Below are 15,495 nucleotides of genomic sequence, written 5' to 3' on the forward strand. Positions count from 1 at the left end.
CCTGACCACGCTGGAGTACGCCCTCGCGTCCCGCGAAGTTGAGCCGGGCAAGCTCATTCACCACGCCGACCACGGCTGTCAATATACGTCCATCAAGCTCACAACTCGACTCATGCGGGCGGGAGTTGAGGCATCCATGGGTTCGGTCGGGGACTCGTACGACAACGCCCTCGCCGAGAACCTCTGGATGCTCATCAAAACCGAGGGCCTCCGCGGCCGCACCTTCACCACGAGGGCCGAGGTGAATCTCGCGCTCTTCGAGTACGTCGACGGCTTCTGCAACTCCCGCCGCATCCAGGAACGGCTCGGCTTCCTCAGCCCGATCGAGTTCGAGGAGAAGTACTACGCCGAGCAGGCGACGGCCGAACCAACGAATCTGAACACCCGTCACCCCCTGCTGACCAGCTGATCAGCGGCTCCCGCATGACGGGGGAACCTCAGGGCGCAGGATGCGGGCTGGGGAGCAGGCCCGCCGGGCCCGGAACTACGGGGACTCCGGAATCCGAGTTGGAAGCGTGCGCAAGGGCCTCTGACTGCCGTCGGGCTGGCGGCGGGCGGAGGCCCGAAGGCCGGGGCGGGGGATCAGCTGGCGCCGGGGTGCGTTACTTCGCTGGGACGGGCGTGCACCAGGATTCCGAGCTTGTTCTGGGCCGCCGCACTCGTTGCAGCCGCGGATGCCCCAGTCGTCGGTGAACCGGATGTGGATCAGCTCCGCGCCGGTCGTGCAGCAGGTGTCGGTGCGGATGCCGCGCAGTACTTCGCCGTACGCCTTGGCCATGGAGTGGGTCTCCTTCGTGTCGAGGGTCGGAGCGGTGAAGTCGTGCTGGGGTCAGGAAAGGCGGTTACTTCCTAACTTGTTGCGAAGTTACATGTTCAGGTGGTAACTTCGCAACAAGTTGAAGAGTTCAGGTTCTGGGAGGTGGGCGGGTGTTGCAGATCCAGATCGGCCCCGAGCGCGAGGCGGGCCCGGACGACATGCTCGAACGGATGACCATTGGCTGGCGGCCCGGCATGAGCGAGGACGAGGCATGGGAGACCGGCCGCGGCATCTGGAAGTTCAATGCCGACCGTGCCCTGTCCCAGGACGAGGTGCAGATCATCAACACGTCAGGCACTGTCCTCGCCGTCGCGACGATCACCGGGATCTCCAAGCACGGCGACCGCTACGCCCTCCAAGGGGAGTTGCTGCGGGGCGACGACCGTGTCGGACGGCCCACCAAGAGCCCGCACTTGTCCCGCAACCCCGTAACCTACATCTGAAGGGAGCGCCCGGTGAGTGACTTCGACGCGATCGACTCGCTCCTCGCCTCCGTCGGCCCGCAGGCCGACCTCCCGGACCCCGCGGCCCGCCGCGCCTTGCGCGAGCAGGCCCAACTGTCCAAGGCACAGGTCGCCCGCGCCCTCGGGGTGAGCCCGTCCACGGTCAGTGCCTGGGAAGCCGGCCGGGTCCCGGCCGGCGAGGTGCGCGTCAAGTACGCCTATCTCCTGAACGGGTTGAGCGCCAAGCTCACCGCCGACACCGAGCCCGCGGTGGAGTCCACTGCGGCCGAGCCCGTCGCAGCGGAGGCTGCCGCTTCAGCCGAGCCCGCTTCCTCCGAGCCCGAGGGCGGCGACGAGGTAGAGGTACTCACCTCGCCGGAGCCGTGTGTGCTGTGCGGGCGTCCGGCCGGACAGCGGGTGGAGGGCTTCGCTCAGCACCTGGACCCGGCCGAATGTCAGGACAGCACAGCCGAGGCGCAGCCCGCCCCTACCGCCCCGGTCGCAGGCCGGCCTGCCCCGGCCTCGAAGCCGTCGGAGCGTGCCAAGGGCCCGGCCCGCCGGGCATTCCAGGAGCCGTCAGGCGCGGTGGGCTTGATCCATGCGGCGGTTGAGGGAGCGCTCGCCGAGCACCAGGGCGACGTGGAAGCGGCCACCGCGGCGCTGTTGAAGAAGGCGATCCCGGACACGATGCGCTTGCTGGACGAGACCCGCAAGGGCGCCCGGTACGACGTGATCGCCCACCCCGGGATTCCCGACATCCTGAAGAAGCAGACCTCCCGGGGCGCGGACCAGATCTGGGAGGCCCGCCCCAAGTGGACCCGCGCCGAACTGCCGCCCGGCGTTCATGGGGTGACGGCACTGGACATCAACGGCGCCTACCTGTCCGCCCTCAAGACTCATCTGCCGCTCGGGCAGCTCGAGCACACCACCGGCATGCCGCACGACCGCCGCCGCGCCGGAGTCCACCTGATCACCCCACCCGCCTGGGAGCACGACGCCGTGCTGCCCAACCCGATCGGCGAGCGCGACGAACCCGGACCCCTGTGGGTCACCGAACCCACCCTGCGTCTCCTGCTGCGCCTGTCCAGCCCGAAATACGGGCTGTGCGAGGCGCCGGAAGTCCACGAGTCCTACACTTCGGGGGCGACGGAGAACCTGCTGGAGAAGTTCCGCATCACGCTCAAGGACGCCCGCGACACCGCCATCGCCGACGGCGACGCGGTCACCCTGGAGTACGTGAAGGCGATGTACTCGAAGTTCGTCTCCACCATGGGGGAGTCGAATTACAACCGGGAGCTGTATCGGCCGGACTGGATGCACATCATCCGCTCCCAGGCCTTCGCCAACCTCTGGATGAAGGCGCTCAAAGCCCACGACGAAGGACTCGCCGTCGTCCGCGCGATGGGCACCGACGAACTCCACGTCATCGGCGACTGGCGCCGTGTCTTTCCCGAAGGCCGTGGGGTTACCGAGGTCAAGGTCAAAGACCTCTACACCGCGGGCACCGACACGATGGGGGAGGAGCAGTAGATGCCGGAGAGGAACAGCGACTTCGGGAGGTTCGGCGCGAGCGGCGTCAGGGGAAGCGAACTCGTCGGGCAAAAGCTCGACGACCTCGCCGGCGGCATCGCCACACCCGTCACGGCGAAGCGCGGCCTGATGGCGCGCCTGAACTATCTGACGAGGTCCGACCACGCCCGTCAGGCCGCCAGGGATGCCGGGCTGACGGTGACCGACCGCACGCTCAAGGCATGGCTGGAGGGCAAGCGCCACCCCTCGGCGAAGAACCTGAAGAAGATCGACGACGCCTACCGGGTGGTGCGCCGGCAGAACGTGGCCCGGCACCTGCTCAAGCGCCTCAACGCGAACGGCGGCACCAGGGTGGAGATCCATCCCCTCAACCAGTCCGGCGTCGCCCGCCCGCTGCAGCGCGACGTTCCCTTCCGGCACATGAAGGTGCGCCGCTGGGACCGGATCGTCGGCGCGTGGGCGGCCGGTGACCACCACGGCTTGGACGCGGCCTGGACCGACGACGTCCTGCCTGATCTGGGATCCCAGTACGGAGCGTACGAGTACTGCACCAACGTCGGCTTCGCTGCATAGCCCCTGGCCGAGGGCGGTCTGCGGACCTCGCGGGAAGACCTACGGTTGGCTTCATCGACGCGGGGTGGAGCAGCTCGGTAGCTCGCTGGGCTCATAACCCAGAGGCCGCAGGTTCAAATCCTGTCCCCGCTACTGCCGAGCAGGGTCCGGATCCATTCGAGGATCCGGGCCCTGTCGCATTTCAGGGACGCCCGCCACCTGCGGGCCCGCTGGGCGACGTGTGCGAGTGCCCGGCACGGCGTGCGAGCGGCCCGCGTACTCGTCGGTGGTGAGAGCCCGGCATCCGCGCTCTGCGTCACCACGCCTCGTCCATCGTGCCTGCCGCGGGCAGATCGAGGTATCGGGCTGCGTCGTGCAGGATCTCCGGTGTGATCGCCTCGGTGCCGTCGAGAATGGCGATCTGCGCGGCCGTGCTGAGCAGCGGTGTGAGGTTTTCCATGAGCCCGTCAGTGATGTCGTAGAGCTCTTCGGCGAGCTCCAGGAGACTGTTGGGCCGGTGGCGGCACAGCTGGAGTCTTCCGTCGAAACTGGCCAGGGCCCGGGGCCACTCGTCGGGGTGTTCGGGGCTGCGAGGGGGTAGCCGGTTGACCCAGAGGGTGGGTACGGGCCGCTGGCGCAGCGGTGCGGCGTCGGTTGTCCGGCGCAGGGCGGGGAAGCGGGCGGTGCGTGCTTCGCGGAGGATGTCGCTGGAGCCGATGCCGCTCCAGAAGACCGTCAGGCTCAGTTCGTCCGCGAGGTAGTCGAAGAAGTCGAAGGTGGGCTGCAGATCCTCGGTGCGCAGCCGGTCGATCCCGTCGACCAGGCACACCTCTACGTGGTTGGTGCGCATCACATGCACGGCGGGCCCGGTGAAGTCCTTCATGCGTTGCACGGGCCGGCTGTCGGTGTCGGAGCGGTAGAGGGCCCAGCCCAGGAACGTGGCAAGGGCGGCGGACCAGTCGGCCGGGGTGCCCGGGGTGGGCGGGGCGTTGATGCAGATCACCGGGATGCGGGTGTCGTCGATGCCGTGCAGTTTCTCGCGGCGCCCTTGGTGGCCCATGCCGATGTGGTGCAGCAGCGTGCGTTTGCCGGTGCCGCGGTAGTCGCTGTCGATGGCGATGTGCGGGCCGGGTTGGCGGCGTTCGCCGTTTCGCCGCAGCATCCGCCGTGCGAGGAGCAGTCCGCGCTGGATGTCGGTGGTCTCGACCAGACCGAGGTCGGCGCGGTATCGGACGCGGGGATCGTTCTCCCTTTTCTCCCCTTCCTCCTCGCTGTTGGCGGAGGAAGGGTCTTCCGGCGGCAGCGGAACCAAGGATGGGAGCTTGGAGGACGGTTGCCGCAGGCGGGTGCGCCACCCCAGCAGGGTGGTCGGCGGGCCGACAGTGTCGGGGGCCGGCGGGGCTGGGGGAGTGGGCGGGGACTGCGGATCACGTACCGAGGCTTTCAACGGTCCTCTCCTTGTTGGCCGTTATAGCCGTTATCGCCGTCGGCGGGCGGGTTCAGTTCGGGCAGCGAGGCGAGGAAGGCATCGACGCTCTGCCTGCTGTCCTTTACGGGCTCGCCAGCGGTGAAGAGTTCCGCAGCGGGGCGATCGAGGCGGCGGAAGGGCCGCACCGATTCCGGATCCAGCGGCGGCATACCGGCGGCATAGGGCTCCTTGGGTGCCGCCGGCCGGCGGCGGGGCGCGGGCAGGGAACGGGCAGAGGCAGCGGGTGCATCGGCGGGCCCGGGCCCCTTAGCCGCTTTGGACAGCAGGCGGTGCGTGGCCCGGGCGATGGCGGCCTCGTCGTGTCGGTGTCCGCCGACGGCGAGATGGACCTGCAGTCCTTGCTCCCAGCTCTCTTCGGTCCACCGGTCGTGCAGGATCCGCCGGTGGATGAAGGGCACCTCCACCCACGGGTCGCTGTCTGGGGCGGCCCGGTGGTTGAACAGCCAGGCGACCTCGGGCTGGTTGGGGGAGTAGTGCACCTCCCACCTTCCCTGGAAGGCCGCGAGCCCGGAGGAGCCGCGGAAGGGATCCAGGGCTCCCTTGTCCAGGTTGTAGGTGCGGTTGTTGATCTGGAAGCCCTTGCGGTTGATGCGTGCCCACACGGTCGGCAGCAGCTTGCGGTTCTCGCTCTCGGTCAGCGCCGTGGCCCGGTAGCCGCGCAGCGAGATCAGCGCTGCATACATCTGGTTCGGGGTGAGCTTCAGTCCCGGGGTGAACGGGCTGCGCAGCGCGCCGTGCGGGGTCTGCTGCCAGCGCAGCGCCACCCACTGCTCGAACAGGTCCTGCAGCTGGGCGATCGTCCACAGCGGCTGCTTGCGGACGTGTTTGCCGCGCAGGTCCAGACGGTGGTGGGTGTAGGAGGCCAGGTGCTGGCTGAAGCCGGTCTTGATCGCCAGCATGGCGCGCTCGACGATCGCCTTGTCGACGGGGGTGCGCAGCCGGGCCTCGCGGACCTCGATGCCCAGGGAGTTGCAGGAGCGGGTGAAGTCCGCGGAGACGAACGGTGAGCCGTGGTCGACGACGAGCGTCTCGGGTTTGATGACCGGCCTGGCGGCCGCACCGGCGAACCGCTCATCGGCGGCCAGCAGTTCCTCGAAGGGCAGGTCCGAGCCGCCCATGAAGGTTTCCGGGGACCACCCCGGCTGTACCGGCAGCGGTGCGGTGCTCTGCGCCACGACCTGCACCGTGTCGAAGCTGCGGGTGGCCCGCCCAGCCACCGGCCCGCACCGGCACCACGGCGGAACCGCTTGGGCACGATCAGCGCGCCGACGATGCTGCGGGTGGCCACATCGATCGCGATGGTCAGCTCCACCGAGATGATCTGTCCCTCGTCGCCGATGACCAGTACATCCAGTCCGGTGGTGTCGATCTGCACCAGTTCCCCGGGCCAGCGCGCCGTGGTCGCCCGCCGGCTGCCGGGCCGCATCGCTGAGAGCGGCGGGCCGGCCGCACGCCGGGCCGCCGCGGCATGCGCATTGTGTGCCGTGATCCCCAGACGCTGCAGCAGCCGGTAATACGTGGCCTGGCTGGGCAGCAGCGCAGCCGCGGTGGCCGCATCGGCGTCGGCGAGCTCACGAGCGTAGCGGGCCTGAACCGTCTGCTGCACACGGCCGATCAGCCGCGACAAGGTGCCCGGCGACAGACCCTGGTCGCGTTCGCCATCCAGGATCTCCCACACCAGGTCGATCACCCGCTGCTCGACGCGTCCGTGCGCTGAGGCGGCGCGCTGGCCACGCCGGTCGATCAACCCCAGCAGTCCCTCCTTGCGCCAGGCGAGGCACTTGCGCTCGATGGTGGCGGGCGAGGTCGGCCAGCCAGCCTCGGTCAACTGGTCGGTCTTGGTGCGGTAGCGCTGCTTGAGAGTGCGGAGCTCCGGGTCGAAGGCGGGTTTGGGCGGAGTGGTCGCCGGCACGTTCGGGGCCTGCTGGTGCAGCACCTCCTTCACGATGCGCTCCCACCGGGTCACCTCGCGACGCAGTGCGGCGGGCAGGGCTTTCAGCTCGTGCCCGCGGTGGGTGACCACCGTGCGGGGAGCCGCCCGGTCAAGGACCGCGAAGTCCTTCGCGGACGTCAGCACCGGCTGGAGGATGATCAAAGGCTCGGCTGTGGTGTCACCGGGCGCGTTGAGGAAGACCCGCGGACCGTGAAAGGCGGTCACCAGCCAGCGCGCCCCGCTGAAGGTGATGGTGTCGCCGAGGGCCAGAGTGTCCGCGCCGTCCGGAACCGCGCCGTGCGGTGCGGTCATCCGTCCTCCCGCAGCCATGCCGTCGATGACGGCGTCAGGAGCCTGGTCATGTCGGTGTGCAGCCGCCGTTTCCAGATCAGGTGATAGGCCAGGTCCACGCCCGCAAACATGGGCAGGCCCGCAGCCCGCACCCCGGAGCGAATGGTGCGAGGGGAAGTGAAGCGGCGGGCCAACGCCTCGGCATCGGCCACGGCCAGCCACTGTGGACTACGGACGGCGTACAGCAGCATCAGGTTGTCCAGCTCCACACCATCCGGCAGCTTCAGGACCCGCACCCGCCAGCCCGCCACAGCGGCGGCCTGGGCCAGCAGTTGCTGCCCTGCGTGCCAACGGTCGGTGATCTCCTCTGGAGCCACGCAGATGACCTCCCGCCGCGCTGCCCGTAAGGCGACGAAGTCCGGCCGCAGGCTCTGCGTGCAGCCGCCCTGTGTCCAGTGCAGCTCCATTGGCCCGGCGCTGCGCGCGGCCACCGTCGGATCCCGGTCCAGCAGCATGCCGCAGCGCTGCTGGCGCAGTGAACCGCACGCCAGCGACTGGCCGGTGGCCGAGGCCCAGGCCTTGGTGACGAAGGACTGCCGACCTGGATAGGGCACCGGCATCTGCAAGGGCGCCAGCTGTTCGAACGGCACCTGAGCGGCCTGCTCCACCGGCAGTTCACACCGGCGTCCGAACCGGTCGAGATAGCAGACGGTGATCGCCTGCTGGTCTAGGGGAGCGTCCGGCACGTACATACCCCTCCGCCAGCTCGCTGCCCGGCAAACTCGCTCCATGATCCGCCGGCCCGGGTGCCCTCGTGGCCGCTGCCGCAGCCGATCACCCGGACGAAGGGCATGGCGAACGCCGGTCCGAAACCTGCCCGGTTGAGGTCCTGCGGGCGGCGGCCCGCGCTGCCGCTCCGGGGTCACACGGGCACGGACGGGTCGTTCCATTCCCAGGGCAGACAGCACCGCTCGGCCAGGGATTGCTGCTGCTCGTCGTCGGCGTGGATGAGCGCCGTCACCGGCCGGCCCGGCTCGCCCATCTGCGCTACCGGCGGCGCGCACCGGAGATGCTGGTGCAGCCACTGTGCCACCGGGATCCGCCACGTCCCGGGCGGCAGCTCGAGCACAGTGGCCAGCTGCGCCAGGCGCTCGAGCAGCTGCGCCTCGGCCACGGCCCACGGCCCGGCGCCCTGCATCGCGCGCTGCCGCTCGTAGTCCAGCAGAGCGCGGGCCACTGCGACGGCCTCCGGGTGCATCCACAGCCACGCCGACTCCAGGTCGCTCTCCGGTCGCCCGGCGCGTTGTGCCCGCCGCGCCCAGCACCCCACGACCGTCGTGCGCCACCACCAGCCGGTGACCGCGAACGCGTCCGCGACCAGGTAAGCCCCGACGCGGCCGTGCCGGCGTTCGAACCGCTGGCGCTGCCGGTGCGCCCGCACCACCTGCGCCAGTGGGGCCAGTTCCACGCCGGAGCCGGACTGGCGCACATGGGTGAACTGGCCATGCCGGTCGCAGATCTTCCAGGACTCGGGCCAGACCAGCCAGATCGCCCCCACCCGCCCCCGCGCAGCGCCACGCACCGGCTGCAGGCCGGGACCAGATAGTGCTCCATCGGATACCACGGCCATTCCCACCGGGCCTGCTGCCCGGGCAGCAGGTGGATCTCGCGCAGATGAGGCAGCGCCCATTGCAGCCGTGACAGTTCCACATTCAGCATCGCGGCGAGCCTCTCGGCGGCCGGAGCGCTCAAGAAGACCTCGGCCAGATGCGGCTGCACCGCCTGCTGTCCCGGCTCCCCGTCGCCCAACTCGTCCAGCAGGAAGGCGATATCCACCCCCTGAGCCGCCGCCACACGCCATAGCAGCGAGCAGTTCGACTCATGGCCGGCCAGCAGCACGTTCACGCGTGCCAGACTCCGGCCCCACGCCATCCGGCTCCCGCTCCGTCCTGCAGACACATCGGCCTCGCACAGCCTCTACCTTGTGCTGTTCCTGCACAGTTACATCTACATCGCGCGCGGGCATAGAACGGGCCTGTTTCGTACGGTGTTCACCTGATCGTGTGGCAACACCGCGGGCGGGCAGCGCGTGGTCGTTCTGCTGCGCATTCTTCGGGCAGACCCACTGACCTGCCAGAACTGCGGAGTTGGCCCGTGCAACTTGATCTTTCCGGCGAACGCCTGTCCAGCAAGCTGTGGACCCGTCAGCGTGATGCCGCGGACTGTGTGCTCAACGCGTTCGCGATGGGACGCACACGACAGCAGGTGATCATGCCGTGCGGTACCGGCAAGACCCACCTCGCCGTCCACGTCGCCCACGAGATCACTACCAACAGCCGCAGCCTGACTCTGCTGCCCACCCTGGACCTGCTGAACCAGACCGCCCGCGTCTGGTACACCGCCGGCCGCCCGGGCCGCTACCTCGGGGTCTGCTCCGATCCGCAGACCAACGAGCCCGTCCTCGACGGCATCCTCACCATGACAAGCAACCCGGCACACCTGGCCCAAGCCGTACGAGACGCCGACGGCCCGGTCAACGTCTTCGCCACCTACGCCGCCCTCAAAAAGCTCCGCCTGGCCCACCACGACCATCAACTACCCCGCTGGGACATCGCCATCGTCGATGAAGCCCACCGCACCGCCGGAGCCCGAAGCAAGGCCTGGGGCGTCATCCACGACGACGACGCCATCCCCGCCCGCCATCGCCTCTACCTCACCGCCACGCCTCGTATCTGGGACGTCAACCGGGGCATCGTCACCGAACCGATCGCCTCCATGGACGATGTGTCCCTCTACGGCACCGTCGCCTACCGCTACTCCCTGGCCGAGGCCATCCACGAAGGCAGACTCGCCGACTACCGCATCGCAGCCCCCGAGATCCACCACCCGCAGCTGCGCGCCTTCCTCACCAGCCGCACGAAGCGGGGCCGTACCCCGCAGACCGATGCCGCGCGGGTCGCCGCAGCCTAACTGGCCCTGCTCAAAGCCCGCGAGGACCACCACATTCAGCGGGCGGTTGCCTTCAGCCGCAGCATCGCGCAGTGCGACGCCCTCGCCGAAACCCTCCCGCAGACCGCGGCCGCCATCCCTGGCGGACACGCGGACGGCCTGTGGGTTTCCAGCATCCACCACAAGCACTCCCGGCAGGTGCGGCGCGAACGCATGAGCCACTTCGGGCAGGCCCCCGCAGACCAGCGCAAGGGCTCGCTCGCCGAGCTCCGCGTCCTGTGCAATGTCCGCCTGTGCGTCGAAGGCGTGGACTTCCCGCTGGCCGACTCCGTGCTGTTCGCCGACCCCAAGCAATCCACCATCGACATCATCCAGGCCATCGGACGGGCCCTGCGCATCGGCCCCGGCATGAACAAGGTCTCCACCTTGATCATCCCCGTTCTGTTCGGCCCCGGGCAACGCCCCGAAGAAGCAACCTTCGGCACGCCCTACCACCTGCTCCACCAAGTCATGATCGCGCTGCGGGCCTACGACGAGCACTACTTCTACCGCCTGCCGATCAGCGGCCGCCGCCTGCTCATCTCCACCCCCGACTACGCCATCCGCCCCGCACGCGCCCTGGAGATCGCTCCCCACCTGATGCTGCGCATCATGGAACCCGAACCGGACATCTGGGACGCCGGGATGGCCGCCGCCCGGGCCTTCCAGACCGAACACGGGCACCTCGACGTCCCCAGCAATCACATCACCGACGACGGGTTTCATCTCGGCTGCTGGCTCGGCTATCAGCGCGCCCTCAAAGCTGCCGGACACCTGCCCGCCGCCCGCGTCGCCGCACTGGCCACCTTCAACATCACCTGGCGCCACGACCCGGACAGCACCGAGGCCTTCCTCGAAACCGCGCAGGCCTACGCATGCGAGCACGGCCACCTCCTTCCCCGTGACGCGCAGGAGACCTACCAGCGCCGCTCCCTCGCGCAGTGGCTCCTGCAGCAGCGCCGCCAGGACAGCGAGGGCACCCTGCCCGACCCCTACCGGCGCGCCCTGCGAGACATCGACCGCTGGTGGAACCCCCGCTGGTCCGACGCATGGCAGCGCACCTTGACCCGGGTCCGCGACAGCGCGTCCCCTCCGGTCATCACCCCCGGCCCCCTGCCCGGCGACGCAGACCACGCCACCCGTTGGCTCGACCGGCAGTTCGACATGTTCCCGACCCTGGAGAAGGAGCAGCGCCAGCAACTGGCGGCGCTGCCGTTCAAAGACAGTCCACTGGTCCTGGCGCTCCATCGAGCCCCCACCAACCACTTCGCAGGCGGGCTGCGAGCCGCCCGGCACTTCTACCGCCAGCACCACCACCTGCGTGTCCCGCCCGGCCTCCACGTCGGCGAAGGCGACAGGCGTTTCCCGCTCGGCCCATGGATCACCGACCTGTGCGCTCAGGCCCGCCAAGACGCCCTCGGCAGCGAGGAGATCGCGTCCCTGGACTCACTGGCCATGGAGTGGACACCGGCTTCCCAGCGCGCGCAGACGCCGCCGGCACCGCTTCCGTCAGCACAGAGCCCTGCTGCTGTCACGAGCAATTCCGCGGCTGGGGAGGAACCGGCTCTCCAGGACGTTGCCGCGTTGGTGGGTGCGCACGACCCGGTGTTTTGGACGGCCGAGAGCGAGCCGCCACCGGGCTTGGCCCCGATGATCTTCGGCGGGGGCGGCCGCCGGACACTGATCAGCATGCCTGCCGGAGCAGGCAAGACCACCACTGTCGCGTCCGCTGTGCTTGAACTCGCTCCGGAAACCTGCCTGATCCTCGGCCCGGATGTGCTTTACCTCCGCAAGGCCGCCGCCACCTGGCGGAAAGTGGGCGACAGGCCGCAGGCGGGCATGGGCTTCGGCCCGCACGGTGGTACCCGTCTGACCAGCGCTGCCGATCTGGCCGACTGGATCAGACAGCAGCCGCCCGGAGCGCTGGTGTTCGCCCGCTACGCAGATGCCCGGCTGGTCGCCGACAGCCACCGTCGCCACGACCTTCCTGCCTGGGGACACCTCGTCGTCGAAGAAGCGCACCGCACGGCAGAGGGCATCATCACGCCGGAACACCCCTATGCCGACATCCACTACGACGACCGCATCTTTGCCCGGCGGCGCATCTATCTGACGGCCACTCCACGCATCCCCCGCCAGATAGCACCCGGCCTCAAGGCGCGCGACGTGGACTGGGCGGTCCACATGCCCGCACAAAAGATCTTCGGTAGCCACGTCGTCCCGACGAGCCGGCAGGCACTGGAGGACGAAGAACTGCTGGCGTCTTGCCAGCTGGCGGTGGTCCGCGTCCGCAGAAACCCCGCCTCGCGGCGTCCGCGGCAATGGTCCACCCAAGCCAACGCAACCGCGCAGATCATCGAACGGCTCCGGCTGCGTCGCGTCGTGGCCGTACTGGCCACCAGGGCCGAGGCCCAGAAGTTCGCCATGCAATTGGCGGTGGACATGCTCGACGCGGAAATCCATCTGGAAGGCGATCCGGCCGTGCGGCACACACACGACCAGCCGGTCATCCACTGCGTACGCAGGAGCTACAACCCGATGCCCCGCAACCTTGACGCCATCGTGCTGCCGGACCCCAACTGCACAGCCACACAACTCGTCAACGTCCTGCGCCCACTCATGGCACAAGAGGTACGCCACGTGGCCCGCACCAGGGTCCTTGTGCCGCACGCCGTGGACAGCGACAACGACCCGCCGAGCGACCAGTCCCTCCTCGTCCAGCGTGTCACTGCCGCCTTTTGGGCGCACGCCCCCACAGAGCCCATCGCCTCGCCGCGTTGAGTAAGGCCGTGGCACCTGCCGACCTCATCGCCCCGTCGCCCCCGCCAGTGGTGAAGGTGTAGCGGCCGTCGGCTTCGGTGAGCGTCGACTTTCGGATTCCGGTCCTGGGGACCGGAGGCGGAGGGCTTCCGCCCGCATCGGCGAGGACTTCACCGAATCCATCGACCAGGGGGTGTGTCAACTTAACGGCCGATCTTGGTTGTTGAGGTTCAGTTGTTGGTCGGGGCGAGTCGACCTTCGAAGGCGATCTGGAAGGCGTTCAAAGGTGCTTTCCAGCGCTTGCGGCCCTTGCCTGTGGGATCCGGGCTCATGAGCGCCATGTAGACGCACTTCAAGGCGGCAGCCTCGTTCGGGAAGTGACCTCGGGCTCGGATCGCCTTGCGTATGCGGGCGTTCACGCTCTCGATCGCGTTTGTCGAGCAGATGACCTTGCGGATCTCGACGTCGAAGGAGAGGAAGGGCACGAACTCGGCCCAGGCTGCTTCCCACAGCTTGATGACCGCCGGATACTTCCGGCCCAGGCGTCCTGGAACTCTCCGAAGCGTTCGGCCGCCGCGCTCTCGTTCGGCGCGGTGTAGACAGGCTTCAGCGCCTTCGCGATCTTGTCCCAGTCCTGCCGGGCCGCGTAGCGGAAGCTGTTGCGCAGGAGGTGAACGATGCAGGTCTGGACAATCGTTCGAGGCCAGACGGCCTCCACGGCATCCGGGAGGCCCTTCAGCCCGTCGCATACCAGCATCAGTACGTCGTCCAGGCCGCGGTTCTTCAGTTCGGTGAACACGCGCAGCCAGTACTTCGCGCCCTCGCCCGCCCAGATGCCGAGGATGTCGCGGGTGCCGTCGACGGTGACGGCCATGACGACGTAGACGGGCCGGTTGGCGACCTGGCCGTCCCTGATCTCGGTTCTGTCGACGATCTTGTGATCCGGGCGGCTGAGCACGTTGCTCCGCCTGTTCGCGATCATGCATCGCGTGGTCTCATGATGTCCTCCTGGAGCTGTTTCCGTACCTGTCCGCGTTGCTGATCGAGGAGGTCGAGCGGCAGCCGGACCAGGTAGTGCTGAGGACGCGGGTGCGGGCGACGACCGGTTTGTGTCGGTGCGGCCAGAGCTCGGCCCGGGTGCACGGTCGGTACGTCCGCAGGCTGCGTGATGTCGCTGTGGGTGGCCTCGGTGTCGTGATCGAGTTGTGCGTCCGCCGCTTCCGCTGCGAGAACCCTTCCTGCACGGCGGTGACGTTCGCCGAGCAGGTCTCGGGGCTGACCATCCCGCACAGCCGGCATACCCCGCTGCTGGGCGAGGTTTTGACGCGGATCGGGTTGGCCCTGGCCGGCCGGGCTGGGGCCCGACTGGCGTCCGCGGTCGGCCTCACCATCGGCAGGGACACGCTGTTGCGGCTGGTCAGGTCCCTGCCCGAGCCGGAGATCGGCAAGGTGGAGGTCCTCGGCGTCGACGACTTCGCGTTCCGCAAGGGCCGCCACTACGGCACGATACTGATCGACATGGCCACCCACCGGCTGCTGTACCTCTACGACGGTCGCGACGGGGAGGATTTGGCTGCCTGGCTCCGCGATCACCCCGAGGTGAAGGTCATTTGCCGGGACGGTTCCAGCGGATATGCAGAGGGCGCTCGGGTCGGGGCGCCGCAGGCCGAACAGGTCGCGGATCGCTATCACCTGTGGGCCAACCTCGGCCAGGCGGTCGAGAAGACGGTCAACGCCCATCGCTCCCGACTGGCAAACCCGCCTCCAGCACGGGCCAGCGGTCACGACACTGGCGCGGCGGAGCCAGAGGTAGTGCAGCTCCCGGAAGAACTGAAGATCGTGGTTCGGCTGCGTGAGCAGCATGCCGCCGCCCATGAGCTGCGGGAACAGGGGATGTCAAAGGCGGCGATCGGCCGGAAACCCGGTCTGCACCAGGCGACCGTCTGCAAGCTGGTGGACGCCCGCTCCGCCGACGATGTCGTCGCCAAGAGCCTGCAGCGGGCCCATATCGTCGACCCATACGTCAGCCACCTGCACCAGCGCTGGAACGAAGGCATCCGAAACGCCGCCTCCAAGAACTCGGCTATCCGGGCGGCGAGTTGGCTGTCCAGCACCACCTGCGGCGCTACCGGAACGGGCGTGGACACGCTCCCGCCCCGGGACCCAAGCCTCCGTCGGTCCGCGAGGTCACCTCCTGGATCATGACCCACCCCGAGCACCTACGAGACGAGGACGCCGACAAGCTGCACCGGCTGCGCGAGCGCGATCCCGAACTCGACCGGCTCACTCTTCACGTCAGGAAGTTCGCCGCGATGATGACCGGCCGCCACGGCGACCGCCTCGACGACTGGATCACCGACGTCGAACGGACAGCCTGGCTCCGCTCGCGGGCTTCGCCCGCAATCTCCGCCGCGACTACGCCGCCGTCCACAACGGACTGACCCTGCCCCACAGTTCCGGTGCCGTCGAGGGCAACGTCAACCGATGAGCTCCAACCCACCGGATCACAAGATCGTTGACAGAACCCTGATCTTGACGTTGATGGCGTCCACGAACAAAACGGGATACACGCGGTCAAGCGGGCGGCTCTGCCACTCGGCCATCCCCTCCATCACCTTGTCGGTAATCGTGGAGATCGTCTGCTTGGACACCTCCGCTCCGTAGACCTCGGCCAGGTGCGCGGAAAGTCGAG

At 68.7% G+C, this 15,495-nt stretch carries 13 protein-coding genes, 1 tRNA gene and 2 pseudogenes; 10 read left to right on the forward strand and 6 right to left on the reverse strand.

Annotation, left to right across the window (positions count from 1 at the left end):
• The 5 genes from ACWGKJ_RS33190 to ACWGKJ_RS33210 all read left to right on the forward strand — a co-directional run.
• Window positions 1–409, forward strand: a 409-nt coding sequence (locus tag ACWGKJ_RS33190; protein ID WP_385026808.1) for a transposase, incomplete at its 5' end; no start/stop codon positions are given.
• A gap of 518 nt (window positions 410–927) precedes the next feature.
• Complete coding sequence (locus tag ACWGKJ_RS33195; protein ID WP_385026805.1) at window positions 928–1,260, forward strand: hypothetical protein; 333 nt, start codon at window positions 928–930, stop codon at window positions 1,258–1,260.
• Window positions 1,261–1,272: 12 nt separating this feature from the next.
• A complete protein-coding gene (locus tag ACWGKJ_RS33200; RefSeq protein ID WP_385026802.1) occupies window positions 1,273–2,790 on the forward strand; it encodes a helix-turn-helix domain-containing protein in 1,518 nt (505 codons plus the stop codon).
• Window positions 2,791–3,363, forward strand: a complete 573-nt coding sequence (locus tag ACWGKJ_RS33205; RefSeq protein ID WP_385026799.1) for a helix-turn-helix domain-containing protein — start codon at window positions 2,791–2,793, stop codon at window positions 3,361–3,363.
• Between the two features lie 58 nt (window positions 3,364–3,421).
• Window positions 3,422–3,495: transfer RNA gene (locus ACWGKJ_RS33210), tRNA-Met, on the forward strand.
• 163 nt (window positions 3,496–3,658) lie between these two features.
• Here the strand turns inward: ACWGKJ_RS33210 and ACWGKJ_RS33215 are convergent.
• Window positions 3,659–4,654, reverse strand: coding sequence for a hypothetical protein (locus ACWGKJ_RS33215; protein WP_385026796.1), 996 nt, complete (start codon window positions 4,652–4,654; stop codon window positions 3,659–3,661).
• Between the two features lie 131 nt (window positions 4,655–4,785).
• Window positions 4,786–6,006, reverse strand: coding sequence for a hypothetical protein (locus tag ACWGKJ_RS33220; RefSeq protein WP_385026793.1), 1,221 nt, complete (start codon window positions 6,004–6,006; stop codon window positions 4,786–4,788).
• Window positions 6,007–6,299: 293 nt separating this feature from the next.
• Between ACWGKJ_RS33220 and ACWGKJ_RS33225 the strand changes: the two genes are divergently transcribed.
• On the forward strand, window positions 6,300–6,548 hold the full coding sequence (locus tag ACWGKJ_RS33225) for a hypothetical protein (RefSeq protein WP_385026790.1): 249 nt from the start codon (window positions 6,300–6,302) through the stop codon (window positions 6,546–6,548).
• A 524-nt stretch (window positions 6,549–7,072) separates the two neighbouring features.
• On the opposite strand, the gene ACWGKJ_RS33230 is transcribed toward ACWGKJ_RS33225, so the two are convergent.
• The gene (locus ACWGKJ_RS33230) at window positions 7,073–7,807 is read right to left on the reverse strand and encodes a hypothetical protein (protein ID WP_385026787.1); all 735 of its coding nucleotides are present in this window, start codon (window positions 7,805–7,807) and stop codon (window positions 7,073–7,075) included.
• Between the two features lie 170 nt (window positions 7,808–7,977).
• Window positions 7,978–8,637 carry a hypothetical protein gene (locus ACWGKJ_RS33235; protein ID WP_385026784.1) on the reverse strand — a complete coding sequence of 220 codons (660 nt, stop codon included), beginning with the start codon at window positions 8,635–8,637 and terminating at the stop codon, window positions 7,978–7,980.
• A 572-nt stretch (window positions 8,638–9,209) separates the two neighbouring features.
• Here ACWGKJ_RS33235 and ACWGKJ_RS33240 point away from each other — a divergent pair.
• Window positions 9,210–10,025 carry a DEAD/DEAH box helicase family protein gene (locus ACWGKJ_RS33240; protein WP_385026781.1) on the forward strand — a complete coding sequence of 272 codons (816 nt, stop codon included), beginning with the start codon at window positions 9,210–9,212 and terminating at the stop codon, window positions 10,023–10,025.
• A gap of 33 nt (window positions 10,026–10,058) precedes the next feature.
• A complete protein-coding gene (locus ACWGKJ_RS33245; protein WP_453315893.1) occupies window positions 10,059–12,824 on the forward strand; it encodes a Helicase associated domain protein in 2,766 nt (921 codons plus the stop codon).
• A 209-nt stretch (window positions 12,825–13,033) separates the two neighbouring features.
• On the opposite strand, the pseudogene ACWGKJ_RS33250 reads toward ACWGKJ_RS33245, so the two are convergent.
• Window positions 13,034–13,722, reverse strand: a pseudogene (locus ACWGKJ_RS33250) (IS256 family transposase); the annotation flags it as partial.
• A gap of 116 nt (window positions 13,723–13,838) precedes the next feature.
• Between ACWGKJ_RS33250 and ACWGKJ_RS33255 the strand changes: the two are divergent.
• Together ACWGKJ_RS33255 and ACWGKJ_RS33260 are read left to right on the forward strand one after the other, a co-directional pair.
• On the forward strand, window positions 13,839–15,008 hold the full coding sequence (locus ACWGKJ_RS33255; RefSeq protein ID WP_385026778.1) for an ISL3 family transposase: 1,170 nt from the start codon (window positions 13,839–13,841) through the stop codon (window positions 15,006–15,008).
• Entirely contained in the window at window positions 15,005–15,244 is a 240-nt protein-coding gene (locus tag ACWGKJ_RS33260) for a hypothetical protein (RefSeq protein WP_385026775.1), read from the forward strand. The genes ACWGKJ_RS33255 and ACWGKJ_RS33260 overlap by 4 nt, the downstream gene beginning before the upstream one ends.
• Window positions 15,245–15,328: 84 nt before the next feature.
• Here the strand turns inward: ACWGKJ_RS33260 and ACWGKJ_RS33265 are convergent.
• Window positions 15,329–15,490 (reverse strand): annotated as a pseudogene (locus ACWGKJ_RS33265) (transposase); the annotation flags it as partial.
• Between the last annotated feature and the right edge of the window lie 5 nt (window positions 15,491–15,495).

This window comes from Streptomyces sp. NPDC054757 (genome assembly GCF_053612185.1).